Here is a 13960-nt window from a genome sequence, read left to right on the forward strand (position 1 = left end):
GACGCGGTCACGCAAGAAGAGACAGTCGACCGGCTTACGCCACCGGCGCTGGCGGCGGCTGATCCGGCACGGTGGGTTCACCGGGCTCCGATGGCTGTGTCGGCACGCCCGGCTCCTCCGGGTCGCCCGGCACGCCGACGGCAAGCCAGTATTGGCTGTCTGGGTTGGGGATATAGCGAAGCGATTGAGCGAGCATGATGTCCTCCACTGCGTGCACCCGCAACGGCGGGCAGGTCTGTAGTAGAGGTCGGGGCAGGCGCTTTCTATCCGACCTTCCGTCGGGCGACACTGCCCCTGTGGATCACCACATCAGGTCGTCCGGGACCTGATAGGCGGCGTACGGATCGTCGGCATCCGGCTCTTCGGTGCGGGTGTTGAGCTGCACCACGCGCTGCGGGTCGCGCTCCTGGATCTTCAGCGCCGCCTCGCGCGGAATGACCTCGTAGCCGCCGCCGTGGCGCACGATGGCCAGCGAGCCGCTGGCCAGCTTGTCACGCATTAGCTTGTTGACCGACAGGCGCTTGACCTTCTTGTCGTCGACGAAGTTGTAGTAATCCTCGGTGGTCAGCTTCGGCAGGCGGCTGGTCTCGATCAACTGCTTGATCTGCGCTGCACGGGCCTTCTGCTCGGCCTTCTGCTGCTGCTGGCGGTTGAGCTCCTGATCGCGGGCGAGCTTCTCGGCCTGGGCCTTCAGCGCCGCTTCGCGCTGCGAATCGTCCTTCTCGACCTGGCCCTTTTTCTCCAGGCGCTGCTGCTTCTGCTTCTGCTTGACGGCCTGCTTGGCCTGCTTTTCGTTGACCAGCCCGGCTTTGAGCAGCTGATCACGGAGGGAAAGACTCATGTTTCGGCTCGTCTCGTCGTGAATTCAAGTGGGACGCAGGTGGACGCGTCAGCCGTCCACCGAGCGGCATTGTGGTGGATGTGAAAATCCACATCCAGCCTGGAAAGTGCGGTTAGCCGCAGGACGGCGATCGTTCGGCCTTCTTCGCTTCACCCCAGAGCCCATCGAGCTCTTCGAGATCGCAGCTCTCGATGGGCCGTCCCGCTTCGCGCAAGGCCTGTTCGATGAAGCGGAAGCGCCGCTCGAACTTGCCGTTGGCCGCGCGCAGGGCGTTCTCCGGATCGACCTTGAGATGGCGGGCCAGGTTGACCACCACGAACAGCAAATCGCCCAGCTCCTCGGCGATGGCCTGCGGGTCGTTCTCGCTCATCGCCTCCAGCACCTCGCCGAGCTCCTCGCGCACCTTGTCCACCACCGGCAGTGCCTCGGGCCAGTCGAAACCAACCTGGGCGGCACGCTTCTGCAGCTTGGCGGCCCGGCTGAGCGCCGGCAGCGCGCTCGGGACATCGTCAAGCAACGACAGCTGTTCAGGAGCGGCAGCTTTCTCGGCACGCTCCTCGGCCTTGATCTCCTCCCAGCGCTGCTTGATCGCCGCCTCATCGAGCCGCGGCAGCTCCGGCGAGCCATACAGGTCACCATCGGGGAAGACGTGCGGATGACGGCGCACCAGCTTGCGGGTGATGCCATCGACCACCGTGGCGAAGTCGAAGCGCCCCTCCTCCCGTGCCAATTGGCTGTAGTAGACGACCTGGAACAGCAGATCACCCAACTCGCCTGGCAGATGGTCGAAGTCACCACTCTCGATGGCATCGGCGACCTCGTAAGCCTCTTCCAGCGTGTGCGGGACGATGCTCGCGTAGTTCTGCTGCAGATCCCAGGGGCAGCCATGCTGCGGATCGCGCAGCCGGGCCATCAGGTGCAGCAGATCGGGGAGTTGGTACATGGGATTCCTCAAGCCGGGCTATCGCAGCGGCGTTCCGGTGGATGTAAAAAGCGACATCCACCCTACGGATGTCAGGCCGATTGTAGGGTGGATCGGGGCGCGTAGCTGACGCTTCATCCATACGCCACGGCGCGGTAGGCGCCGCCGCTGTGCTGCGCCTTACGTCGCTCTTTGGCGCTTGGCCTCGATGATGTTCGGCAGCTGCGAAATGCGGCTGAGCAGGCGACCCAGGGCGTTCAGCCCCGGAATCTCGATGGTCAGCGTCATCTGCGCGGTGCTGTCTTCCTTGTTCGAACGGGTGTTCATCGACAGCACGTTGATGCGCTCGTTGAGCAGCATCTGCGAGATGTCGCGCAACAGCCCGGCGCGGTCGTAGGCGCGGATCATGATCTCTACCGGATAGGTCTTCTCCGGCACCGGCCCCCAGCTGACCTGGATGATCCGTTCCGGCTCACGCCCGGCCAGCTGCAGCACCGATGGGCAGTCCTGGCGATGGATGCTGACGCCGCGACCCTGGGTGATGTAACCGACAATCGGGTCGCCCGGCAGCGGCTGGCAGCAGCCGGCCATCTGCGTCAGCAGGTTGCCGACGCCCTGGATCTGCACATCGCCGCGCTTGCCTGGCTTGTGCGGTGCGGAACGCCGCGGGATCAGTTCCAGCTGGTCGTAACCGCGCTCCGGCTCGACCAGTTGCTGCGCCATGTTGATCAGATGCGCCAGGCGCAGGTCGCCGGCGCCCAGCGCGGCGAACATGTCTTCGGCGTTCTTCAGGTTGGCCTTCTCGGCCAGCTTGTCGAAATCCACCGGGGGCAGATCCAGCCGTCCCAGTTCACGCTCCAGCAGCGCCTTGCCGGCCGCGACGTTCTGGTCGCGTGCCTGGAGCTTGAACCAGTGAACGATCTTCGCCCGCGAGCGCGAGGTGGTAATGTAGCCCAGGTTGGGGTTCAGCCAGTCGCGGCTCGGCGAGCCGTGCTTGCTGGTGATGATTTCCACCTGCTCGCCGGTCTGCAGACTGTAGTTGAGCGGCACGATGCGCCCGTTGACCTTCGCCCCGCGGCAGTTGTGGCCGATCTCGGTGTGCACGCGGTAGGCGAAGTCCAGTGGCGTGGCGCCCTTGGGCAGGTCGATGGCATGGCCATCCGGGGTGAATACATAGACGCGGTCGGGCTCGATGTCGACGCGCAGCTGGTCGGCCAGCCCGCCGATGTCGCCCAGTTCTTCGTGCCATTCGAGCACCTGACGCAGCCAGGCGATCTTCTCCTCGTAGTGGTCCGAACCGGAATTGACGTCGGTGCCCTTGTAGCGCCAGTGCGCGCAAACCCCCAGCTCGGCCTCCTCGTGCATGGCGTGGGTGCGAATCTGCACCTCCAGCACCTTGCCCTCGGGGCCGATCACCGCGGTATGCAGCGAGCGGTAGCCGTTCTCCTTCGGGTTGGCGATGTAGTCGTCGAACTCCTTCGGAATGTGTCGCCACAGGGTGTGCACGATACCCAGCGCGGTGTAGCAGTCGCGCACTTCCGGAACCAGCACGCGAACGGCGCGAACGTCGTAAATCTGGCTGAACTGCAGGCCCTTCTTCTGCATTTTTCGCCAGATGGAATAGATGTGCTTGGCGCGCCCGTCGATCTCCGGCTGGATGCCGGCCGCGGTCAGTTCATCCTTGAGCTGCTGGACGACATTGGTGATGTACTGCTCGCGATCGAGCCGACGCTCGTGCAGCAGCTGGGCGATCTGCTTGTACTGCTCGGGCTCGAGGTAGCGGAAGGACAGGTCCTCCAGCTCCCACTTGATGTGGCCGATGCCCAGGCGATGGGCCAGCGGCGCGTAGATGTCGAAGACTTCCCGGGCGACGCGCTGGCGTTTCTCGTCGTCAGCCAGCTTGACCGCGCGGATGGCGCAGGTGCGTTCGGCCAGCTTGATCAGCGCGACTCGAACGTCGTCGACCATGGCCACCAGCATCTTGCGCAGGTTCTCCACCTGCGCCTGGGAGCCCAGCACCAGCGATTCGCGGGGATTGAGACTGGCGCTGATCGCTGCCATGCGCAGCACGCCTTCGATGAGCTTGGCCACCACCGGGCCGAAGCGCTGATGCACGTCGGCCAGCTTGATCTTGCCTTCGCGCACGCCACGGTAGATCACCGCGGCCACCAGGCTGTCCTGGTCGAGCTTCAGATCGGCGAGAATCTCGGCGATCTCGAGGCCGATCTGGTAACTGGAGGTCCCCTCGCTCCAGAGATTCTGCGCCGCGTTGGCCTGTTGTTCCGCCTCGCGAGCGAACTCGCAGGCTTCCTTCAGGGCCGCGCGGTCGAGTGCCGGGTCCATGCCCAGCACATGATCGAGCCAGCCATCCAGGTTGATACTACCGTCCGTATTGATCGGCTGAAGCGCTCTGACCTGTACCATCTAAACCTTCCCTTTTGCGCACCTACTGCGCCATGAACGCCGGCATTCTGCGTGCCGGTCGATTGAACCACAGGCCTGTTGCCTGCCAAGAATGCATCACCGCGGTGCGTCGGGCCCCTCGAACAGTACCATGGCCTCGACGTGGGCCGTCTGCGGGAACATGTCCAGCACACCTGCACGCTTGAGTCGGTAGCCCTGGCTGGCCAGCTCACGTGCGTCGCGCGCCAGGGTGGCAGGATTGCATGAAACATAGACCACCCGCTGCGCCCTCAGCATCGACATTTGTCGAACGATTTCCAGCGCGCCATCGCGCGGTGGATCGAGCAGCACCGCAGCGAAACCGCCGTCCGCCCAGGGGGCATCGGCAAGCGGCTTCGACAAGTCGGCACGATAAAAGTGCGCCGTCTCGATGCCGTTGTACCGGGCGTTTTCCCGCGCACGCGCCACCATCGCCTCGACACCTTCGACGCCCACCACCCGAGCGCCGATGCGCGCCAGCGGCAGGCTGAAGTTGCCCAGCCCACAGAACAGATCCAGCACTGCGTCGTCCTTGCCAGCGCCCAGCCATTCCAGCGCCTGAGCCACCATCGCATCGTTGACCGACGCGTTGACCTGGACGAAATCCCCCGGCCGCCAGGCCAGTTCCAGATCCCAGGCATCCAGCCGGTAACCCAGCTTCGCCGCGGGATCATCCGGCTCCGGCTCACCTTCGCCCTGCCACCAGAGCTGCGCTGCATTGGCACTAGCGAAGCTGCGCAGACGTGCCACGTCTGCTTCGGGCAGGTCGGCGGTGTGACGAATCAGCACCGCCTCGGCCGTACCACTGAAGAGTTCGACATGACCGATCGCCTGCGGCTTGCCCAGATCACGTAGCGCTGCCAGCAATGCCGGCAGCAGCGACTGCAAGGGCTGTACCAGAACCGGACATTCACGGATGGAGATGACGTCCTGGCTGGCGCTGGCGCGGAAACCGATATCGAGGTGCTTGCTCTTGACGTTCCAGCGCACCGCCAGCCGCGCCCGGCGGCGATACCCGAAGGCTGGGCCCACCAGCGGCTCGGCCCATGCCTCCGGCTCCAAGTCGGCCACCCGCGCGAGCTGCTCGGCAAGCGTGCGCTGCTTCAGCGCAAGCTGATCGGTAAAGGGCGAATGCTGCAGGTTGCAACCGCCACACAGACGGGCATGTGGACAGGGCTCGACCTGACGCTGCGCACTGGCCTGAAGCACACGCTCGCAGCGCGCCTCGACGATCTGACTGCGCGCAGCCAGCACGCGCGCCTCGACCTCTTCGCCGGGCAACGCGCCCTCGACGAACCAGGTGCGTCCCTCGATGAAGGCGATACCGCGTCCGTCATTGGCCAGCCGCTCGATACTCAGCCGTTGCTTCTTACCGACCGGTACCTGAGGCCTGCGCTCGCCGCCACTGGGTTGAAAGCGCAGAGCGCCGCTACGTTTGGCCATCAGTTGGAACCTGCACTACGGGAAGGCCGGCCGGCCAGCCGATCAATTCGGTGCGTCATATACGCCGGTCGACAGATAGCGGTCGCCGCGGTCACAGACGATCGCCACGATCACCGCGTTCTCCAGTTCCTGCGAAAGCCTCAGCGCTGCCGCTACGGAACCGCCGGAGGATACGCCACAGAAGATGCCCTCTTCGCGGGCCAGGCGGCGCATGACCTGCTCGGCCTCGGCCTGGGACATGTCGATGACGCGGTCGACCCGTTCGGCCTGATAGATCTTCGGCAGATACTCCTGCGGCCAGCGGCGGATACCGGGGATGGCTGCGCCCTCCATCGGCTGCAGGCCGACGATCTGCACAGCCGGATTCTGTTCCTTGAGGTAGCGCGACACGCCCATGATGGTGCCGGTGGTGCCCATGGAGCTGACGAAGTGCGTGATGCTACCCTGGGTCTGCTGCCAGATTTCGGGGCCGGTGCTGGTGTAATGGGCCTCGGGATTGTCGCCATTGGCGAACTGGTCGAGCACCTTGCCGTGGCCTTCGGCCTGCATTTGCAGCGCCAGGTCGCGAGCACCTTCCATGCCCTGCTCCTTGGACACCAGAATTAGCTCGGCACCGTAGGCGGTCATCGCTGCCTTGCGCTCGGCACTGGAGTTATCCGGCATGATCAGGATCATCCGGTAGCCCTTGATCGCGGCTGCCATGGCCAGAGCGATCCCGGTGTTGCCGGAGGTGGCTTCGATCAGCGTGTCGCCGGGCCTGATGTCACCGCGTAGTTCGGCCCGATTGATCATCGACAGCGCCGGACGATCCTTGACCGAACCGGCCGGGTTGTTGCCCTCGAGCTTGACCAGGATGGTGTTGCTGGTCTTACCCGGCATCCGCTGCAGACGAACCAGCGGGGTGTTGCCGATGCAATCGGCAATGGTCGGATAGTGTGTAGTCATGGCGTCGCACGGCATCTGAGAAGGTCGACATGATACCGGCATCGTTCGACGACGGGCAGCCGTGATTGTCTGCGCCAAATTGCGAGAGGCCGCGGAACGCGGCTAGGGGCGAGCGAGAATCTTCGGCGCCGCCTCGACGATCTGTCGCGAAAGATGCTCCATTCGCGGCGATTGCACCTTCCAGGTATGCCAGTACAGGGCGATTTCCAAGGGCTCGTCGGCCGCCAGATCGACCACCTCGCCGGATTGCAGCGCATCATGCAGCAACAGTTCGGGCACCATGCCGTAGCCCAGGCCGTAGCGAATCGCGCTGAAATGCGGCTCCGCGCCAGGTACGTAATGGCAGGGATAGGCGCCCTCGGGGAGGCCGAAGCGGCGCAGCAGAAAGGAAGACTGCAGGGTGTCCTTGCGCGTGTAGGCGACCACCGGTGCCTTGCGCGCGGCGTTGCGGTTGAGTCCGTTGGCGAAGTGCTTCTGCCGGAACTCGCTCGACGCCACCAGCCGGTAGCGCATACGGCCCAGCGCGCTGGCGGTGCAGCCACGCATGGGCTTGGGCTCTGTACTGATGCAGCCGATCGCCAGGCCAGTCTCCAGCAGGCTGTAGGTATGGTCCTGGTCCTCGACAGTGAGATCGAGCAGCACCCGCTCGCGGATCAGCACCTCGGCCAAGGCGGGAAAAAACCAGGTACCCAGGCTGTCGGCATTGAGCGCCGCGACCACCACCAGCGGTGCATCGCTGCGCTCGGCCAGATCGGCCAGCAGATCCGCCTCGAGCAGCGTGGCGCGCTTGAGGTATTGCAGCAGGCGCTGTCCGGTTTCGGTGGGACGGCAGGGTCGACTGCGTACCACCAGGGCGCTGCCCAGCGCACTCTCCAGCGCACGTACCCGCTGCGAAATGGCCGGAGGCGTCAGATGCAGGCGCTGCGCAGCTTGCTCGAAGCTGCCGGTGCGAATGACGGCACGGAAGGCTTCGGTCTGCTTCGGATCGAGATTCATGACGGCACCGATAAGGAAAATGTTTGCATGGCCTAAAAATACTTAGCACATAAAATTAAAGCGACGCTTTGCCCCATAATCGCGCACCTCGAGCTGCAGCGCGCGTTGGCGGTGCAGCGAGTCTGTCCGGAGTATGCCGTGGAACTGCTGCACACCATCTATCTGATCGCGATCACCGCCGAAGCCATGTCCGGGGCCATCATGGGCATGCGCCGCGGTATGGACCTGTTCGGCATCTGCCTGCTCGGCACCGTGACCGCGCTCGGGGGCGGCACGGCGCGCGACGTGCTGCTCGGCCATTACCCGGTTGGCTGGATCGCCCACCCCGAGTACCTCACCTTCACCATCGGAGCAGCGATCGTTACCGGCTTCATCGCCCGTCACCTGCATCACCTGCGCATGGTCTTCCTGCTGGTGGACGGCCTGGGGCTGGTGGCATTCACCGTGATCGGCTGCGACGTGGCAATGGGCATGGGCGCACACCCATCCATCGTCGTGCTGGCTGGCGTCATCACCGGCATCTTCGGCGGGCTGATGCGCGACGTGCTGTGCAACCAGGTGCCGATGGTCCTGCAGCGCGAGCTTTACGCCACCGTGGCACTGTTCACCGGCGTCTTCTATGTAGGAATGCTCTGGCTGGAGATCAACACCACCCTGGCCACCCTGGCGGCGCTGGGCAGCGGCTTCCTGTTCCGTGTGCTGGCGATGACCTTCCACTGGAAGCTGCCGGACTTCAATGGCAAGGAAATCCGCGGGCTGGACTGACCACCCGCTGCTACGCGACATCAGGGCTTGATGTCGCGTGCAGATTCCACCGGTCCGAGCCGCTACACTAGCGCGCTGGCAAACCGGGATCGGTGAACGGACTGTGCTGAAAGACCTTGGAATTCGTGGCCGCGTACTGATGCTGACGCTGCTGCCCAGCACCCTGCTGGCGGTGGTGCTCGGCGCCTACTTCACCTGGATGCAGCTGTCGGAGATGCGCCACCAGCTCGATGAGCGCGGCCAGCTGATCGCCGAGCAACTGGCCCCCCTGGCCGCACCGGCCATGAACCTTGGTTATGACAAGCGCCTGCAGCGCATCCTGACCCAGGTGTTGGACCAGGCCGATGTCCGCGCGGTTACCATTCTCGATCCGGAGCGTACCCAGCGCGTGCATGCCGGGCCGCGAATGCTGACCCCCCCTCCCCCAGGCGATCCGGAAGGCCTCACCCGCGTCAGCAGCATGGATCACACGCGCATCCTCATGCCGATCCTCAGCCGCCATCTGAACCTTGCCGACGAAGCCCGCGGCCCGGACGAGAAACTCATCGGCTGGCTCGAGCTGGAACTGTCGCACCACAACACCCTGCTGCGCGGCTATCGCAGCCTGCTGACCAGCCTGTTTCTGGTTGGCGCCGGGCTGATCATCACCGCACTGCTGGCATTGCGCATGAGTCGCGCCATCAGCCTGCCTTTGCAACGGGTCAAGGCCGCTGTTGCCCAGCTCAAGGACGGCCACCTGGAAACGCGCCTGCCACCCCTGGGCAGCCATGAAATGGACGAGCTGGCGTCCGGCATCAACCGCATGGCCGAGGCCCTGCTCAGCGCCCGCGAGGAACTGCAGCAGAGCATCGACCAGGCCACCGAAGACGTGCAGCAGAACCTGGAGACGATCGAGATCCAGAACATCGAGCTGGACCTGGCGCGCAAGGAGGCGCTGGAGGCCAGCCGTATCAAGTCCGAATTCCTCGCCAACATGAGCCACGAGATCCGCACCCCGCTCAACGGCATCCTCGGCTTCACCCAGCTGTTGCAGAAGAGCGACCTGACGCCGCGCCAGCAGGACTACCTGGGCACCATCGAGAAGTCCGCCGACAGCCTGCTCGGGATCATCAACGAGATCCTCGACTTCTCGAAGATCGAGGCCGGCAAGCTGGTGCTCGACAGCATCCCCTTCAACCTGCGCGACCTGATCGAGGACACCCTGACCATTCTCGCCCCGTCTGCGCACACCAAACAGCTCGAGCTGGTCAGCCTGGTTTACCGGGACACCCCACTGTCGCTGATCGGCGATCCGCTGCGCCTCAAGCAGGTGCTGACCAACCTGATCAGCAATGCGATCAAGTTCACCAACGACGGCACCATCGCCGTGCGCGCCATGGTCGAGGACGACAATGCCGAGCGGGCGCAGCTGCGTATCAGCGTGCAGGACACCGGCATCGGCCTGACCGATCAGGATCTGCGCGCGCTGTTCCAGGCGTTCAGCCAGGCGGACAATTCCATTTCGCGCCAGCCCGGCGGTACCGGCCTGGGTCTGGTGATCTCCAAACGCCTGATCGAACAGATGGGCGGCGAGATCGGCGTCGACAGCATCCCCGACGAAGGCTCCGAGTTCTGGATAAGCCTCAGCCTGCCGAAGGCGCGCGACGATGTCGAAGACCTGCCTCATCCTGCCCTGCAGGGGCGCCGGGTCGCGCTGCTGGAGCAACACCTGCTGGCCCGCCAGGCATTGCAGCACCAGCTGGAAAGCCTGGGCCTGGAGGTGCATGCCTTCGATACGCTGGACCAGATGCAGGAAGCCATCGCCGCTCAGCGCCAGGGTAGTCAGCTGATCGATCTGGCGGTGCTGGGCGTCACCGCTCGGGAAATCCGGCCCGAGGTCCTCGGTCGCCGACTGGCAGAGATCGAGACGCTCGGTTGCAAATGCGTAGTGCTGTGCCCGACCACCGAGCAGTCCGTGTTCCACGACGCCCTGCCCGAAGCTCACAGCTACACCCAGCTGCAGGGCAAGCCGACCTGCACGCGTAAATTGCAGCGCGTGCTCGTCGAGCTGGTACGTCCGCACCAGGCATATGCCGAACCCAGCGCCCCGGCGGTCGGCCGCCCGGCACGTGTGCTGTGCGTGGATGACAATCCCGCCAACCTGCTGCTGGTGAAAACCCTGCTCGGCGACATGGGGGCCGACGTGGTCGCCGTGGACAACGGCCTCGCCGCTCTGGAGTCGGTCAAGCAAAGCGCCTTCGACCTGGTGCTGATGGACGTTCAGATGCCGGGCATGGATGGCCGCCAGACCACCGAGGCCATACGCCACTGGGAGCACACCAGTGGCAACACGCCGTTGCCGATCATCGCCCTCACCGCTCACGCCCTGGCGAACGAAAAACGTTCCCTGTTGCAGAGTGGCCTCGATGACTACCTGACCAAGCCCATCAGCGACCGCCAGCTCGCGCAGGTGGTGCTCAAGTGGACCGGCCTGGCGCTGCGCAGCCAGCCGCAGCGCCAGGCTGAACCGTCGACGCAGCCACAGCCGGAACCGCTGCCGGAGCCGCAGCCGGCCCTCAAGGTTCTCGACGAAGAAGAAGGCCTGCGCCTGGCCGCCGGCAAGGCCGACCTCGCCGCGGACATGCTCGGCATGCTGCTGCAGTCGCTGGAGTCCGATCGGCGCACCATCCGTGAAGCGCGCCAGGCCGGTGATCGCCAGGCGTTGATCGAGCGGGTGCACCGCCTGCATGGAGCGACTCGCTATTGTGGCGTACCGCAACTGCGCAACGCCTGCCAGCAGAGCGAAACGCTGCTCAAGCAGAACCATCCGGACAGCGAAGCCGCGCTGGATGAACTGGACGCGGCCATCGCTCGACTCGAGCAGGAAGCAGAAGCCGCCAGTTGACCCGAACGGGCCGGGCCGCTGCCCCGCCCCTGCTTATCAGGAATCTCAATGACCGACCGTCCCGTCACCGATGTTTTCACCCACGCCGAACTCGACTGGGACGAAAATGGCCTGCCGCAGTCACGCCTGTACGGCGATGTGTATTTCTCGCGAGCCAGCGGGCTTGCCGAAACTGAACACGTGTTTCTTGTACAGAACGATCTTGCACGACGCTTCGCCGCGCTGCAGGCCGGCGAGCGTCTGGTGGTCGGCGAGACAGGCTTCGGCACCGGCCTCAATTTCCTTTGCGCCTGGCAGTTGTTCGAACGCACCGCCGATCCACAGGCGCGCCTGCACTTCGTCAGTGTCGAAAAGCACCCGCTGACCCGTGATGACATGCAGCGCGCCCTTTCGCTCTGGCCGGAGCTGCGGGCACAGACCGAACAGCTGCTGTCGCAGTACGTCGCGCTGCACCCCGGGTATCAGCGCGTGGTCCTGGCCGGCGGCCGGGTCATACTGACCCTGCTCATCGGCGATGTCGCCGACTGCCTGCCGAACCTCGATGCCCGAGTGGATGCCTGGTTCCTCGACGGTTTCGCACCGGCGAAGAATCCGCAGATGTGGCAGCCAGCCTTGTTTGCCGAGCTGGCCAGGCTATCGGCACCCGGGGCGACCCTGGGTACCTTCACCAGCGCCGGTTTCGTTCGCCGCGGGCTGATGGAGGCCGGCTTCGACATGCAGCGCGTGCCCGGCCATGGGCACAAGCGCGAGATCTTGCGCGGGCGCTTCCTCGCCACCAACACGCCGGCAACCGACAAGCCCTGGTTCGCCCGGCCCGGATTCGCCTCGAGCGAGCGCCGGGCGGTGGTTGTCGGTGCCGGGCTGGCCGGCTGCGCCACGGCCGCATCGCTGGCCGCGCGCGGCTGGCAGGTCAGCGTGCTCGAACGCCATGCCGATGCTGCGCAGGAAGGCTCCGGCAATCCACAGGGCGTCCTGTACCTCAAGCTGTCCGCCCATGGCACGGCCCTGTCGCGGCTGGTGGTCAGCGGTTTCGGCTATACCCGTCGGTTGCTGGAGAACCTGCACGGAGGCCACGACTGGCAGCCTTGCGGCGTGCTGCAGCTGGTCTACGACGAAAAGGAACGTGAGCGCCAGGCCGAACTGACGCAGGCCTTTCCGGCCGATCTAGTCCGCGCACTGTCAAAGGCCGAAGCCGAGGCGCTGGCCGGTGTCGAGCTGCCCGAAGGGGGACTGTTCTATCCGCAGGCGGGCTGGGCCAATCCGCCTGCGCTGTGTCACTGGTTGCTGCAACGGCCCGGCATCGAGTTGCTGCGCCACCAAGAAGTTCTGGATCTGCGGCGCGTTGGTCGATCGTGGCAGGCCTGGAGTGGGGAAACATTGCTTGCCGAGGCGCCGGTAATGGTGCTCGCAGGTGCGGCCGAGGTTGCGCGCTTCGGCCAGAGCGCCTGGTTGCCGCTAAAGCGCATACGCGGCCAGATATCCTGCCTGCCGGCGACCTCACAGAGCGAGGCGCTACGCACCGTGCTCTGCGCCAAGGGCTACGTCGCACCGCCACGTGACGGCATGCACACCCTGGGCGCCAGCTTCAACTTCCAGGAGACCGACGCTGCGCCCAGTGTTGCCGAACACCAGGCGAACCTGGAAATGCTCGAACAGATCTCGGCCGACCTCTACACACGCCTGGAGGCCGATCCACAGCGCACCGAATCGCTGCAGGGGCGCGTCGGGTTCCGCTGTACCAGCCCCGATTATCTGCCGATCATCGGTCCAATGGCCGACTCGCAAGCCTTTGCCGAAGCCTATGCAGGGCTGGCCAGAAATGCACGGGCGAATCAGAACGCGCCCTGCCCCTGGCTGGACGGTCTCTATGTCAATACCGCCCACGGCTCGCGAGGAATGATCAGCGCCCCACTGTCCGGCGAATTGCTGGCCGCCTGGCTGGATGACGAGCCGCTGCCGTTACCACGGGCGGTGACGGAAGCCTGCCATCCTAACCGCTTCCTGTTGCGCAAGCTGATTCGCGGCACCTGACCTCACCTGGCAGCGCAAACCGTCATCCGCGCGGGTGACGGCTTGCATCGAAGCGCGCACCGAAAGATACTCCCCCCACTATACAAAGCAACCAGCGTAAGTCCCATGAAAACCCTGTCTCTGCTCGCTCTCGGCTTGTTTTCCCTCAGCACCCATGCGGCCCCTGCGGTCGATCCGGAGCAACTGCGCGTCGAGGCCGTCAGCCTGATCGCCCCGTTCCAGCAACAGCTGCTCGGCACCGTCAAACAGGCGATGGCCGATGGGGGTCCGGCGCAGGCGGTCGAAGCCTGTCAGTCCCTCGCGCCGAGCATTGCCGCCCAGCACAGCCAGGCGCCGTGGACCGTCGGCCGCACCGCCCTCAAATTGCGCAATCCGGACAACGCACCGGATGCCTGGGAGCGCCGCGTGCTGGAGCAGTTCGCCCAGCGCGCCGCTGCCGGTGAACCCGTTCAACAGCTCAGCCATGGCGAAGTGATTGCCGGCGAGTATCGCTACATGCAGGCAATCGGCACCGCCGAGGCCTGCCTGGGTTGCCATGGCGAGAACATCAAGCCGGAACTGTTGCAGCTGCTCGATAAGCACTACCCGCAGGACCAGGCGCGCGGCTTCCGCGAAGGCGACCTGCGTGGCGCATTCACCCTGAGCCGTGCCCTGGCGCCCTGATAGGCTTTACACTCCACGGCGGTCGCGC

General features: G+C 65.1%; 11 protein-coding genes. 4 read left to right on the top strand and 7 right to left on the bottom strand.

Annotation, left to right across the window (positions count from 1 at the left end; translation table 11 throughout):
* Positions 1 to 34: 34 nt before the first annotated feature.
* The 7 genes from NAO55_RS04225 to NAO55_RS04255 all read right to left on the bottom strand — a co-directional run bounded on the left by NAO55_RS04225 (position 35) and on the right by NAO55_RS04255 (position 7589).
* Positions 35 to 196, bottom strand: coding sequence for a hypothetical protein (locus tag NAO55_RS04225; protein WP_180981638.1), 162 nt, complete (start codon positions 194 to 196; stop codon positions 35 to 37).
* A 105-nt stretch (positions 197 to 301) separates the two neighbouring features.
* On the bottom strand, positions 302 to 841 hold the full coding sequence (locus NAO55_RS04230; RefSeq protein WP_003303991.1) for a DUF2058 domain-containing protein: 540 nt from the start codon (positions 839 to 841) through the stop codon (positions 302 to 304).
* A 112-nt stretch (positions 842 to 953) separates the two neighbouring features.
* The gene (gene mazG, locus NAO55_RS04235; RefSeq protein WP_102840142.1) at positions 954 to 1784 is read right to left on the bottom strand and encodes a nucleoside triphosphate pyrophosphohydrolase; all 831 of its coding nucleotides are present in this window, start codon (positions 1782 to 1784) and stop codon (positions 954 to 956) included.
* A 159-nt stretch (positions 1785 to 1943) separates the two neighbouring features.
* A complete protein-coding gene (relA, locus tag NAO55_RS04240; protein WP_102840141.1) occupies positions 1944 to 4187 on the bottom strand; it encodes a GTP diphosphokinase in 2244 nt (747 codons plus the stop codon).
* 96 nt (positions 4188 to 4283) lie between these two features.
* Positions 4284 to 5648 carry a 23S rRNA (uracil(1939)-C(5))-methyltransferase RlmD gene (rlmD, locus tag NAO55_RS04245; protein WP_102840140.1) on the bottom strand — a complete coding sequence of 455 codons (1365 nt, stop codon included), beginning with the start codon at positions 5646 to 5648 and terminating at the stop codon, positions 4284 to 4286.
* A 42-nt stretch (positions 5649 to 5690) separates the two neighbouring features.
* On the bottom strand, positions 5691 to 6593 hold the full coding sequence (gene cysM / locus NAO55_RS04250) for a cysteine synthase CysM (RefSeq protein ID WP_026012453.1): 903 nt from the start codon (positions 6591 to 6593) through the stop codon (positions 5691 to 5693).
* Positions 6594 to 6695: 102 nt separating this feature from the next.
* A complete protein-coding gene (locus tag NAO55_RS04255; protein ID WP_063539926.1) occupies positions 6696 to 7589 on the bottom strand; it encodes an HTH-type transcriptional regulator ArgP in 894 nt (297 codons plus the stop codon).
* 138 nt (positions 7590 to 7727) lie between these two features.
* Between NAO55_RS04255 and NAO55_RS04260 the strand changes: the two genes are divergently transcribed.
* The 4 genes from NAO55_RS04260 to NAO55_RS04275 all read left to right on the top strand — a co-directional run bounded on the left by NAO55_RS04260 (position 7728) and on the right by NAO55_RS04275 (position 13932).
* On the top strand, positions 7728 to 8354 hold the full coding sequence (locus tag NAO55_RS04260; RefSeq protein ID WP_003283735.1) for a trimeric intracellular cation channel family protein: 627 nt from the start codon (positions 7728 to 7730) through the stop codon (positions 8352 to 8354).
* A 103-nt stretch (positions 8355 to 8457) separates the two neighbouring features.
* Complete coding sequence (locus NAO55_RS04265) at positions 8458 to 11238, top strand: response regulator (protein ID WP_180981637.1); 2781 nt, start codon at positions 8458 to 8460, stop codon at positions 11236 to 11238.
* 48 nt (positions 11239 to 11286) lie between these two features.
* Positions 11287 to 13269 (top strand): bifunctional tRNA (5-methylaminomethyl-2-thiouridine)(34)-methyltransferase MnmC2/FAD-dependent 5-carboxymethylaminomethyl-2-thiouridine(34) oxidoreductase MnmC1, encoded by a 1983-nt coding sequence (gene mnmC / locus NAO55_RS04270; protein ID WP_102840138.1) that lies wholly within the window; start codon positions 11287 to 11289, stop codon positions 13267 to 13269.
* A 105-nt stretch (positions 13270 to 13374) separates the two neighbouring features.
* Positions 13375 to 13932 (top strand): Tll0287-like domain-containing protein, encoded by a 558-nt coding sequence (locus tag NAO55_RS04275; RefSeq protein WP_102840137.1) that lies wholly within the window; start codon positions 13375 to 13377, stop codon positions 13930 to 13932.
* Positions 13933 to 13960: the final 28 nt, after the last annotated feature.

Source organism: Stutzerimonas frequens (assembly GCF_024448335.1).
Taxonomy (GTDB): Bacteria; Pseudomonadota; Gammaproteobacteria; order Pseudomonadales; family Pseudomonadaceae; genus Stutzerimonas; species Stutzerimonas frequens.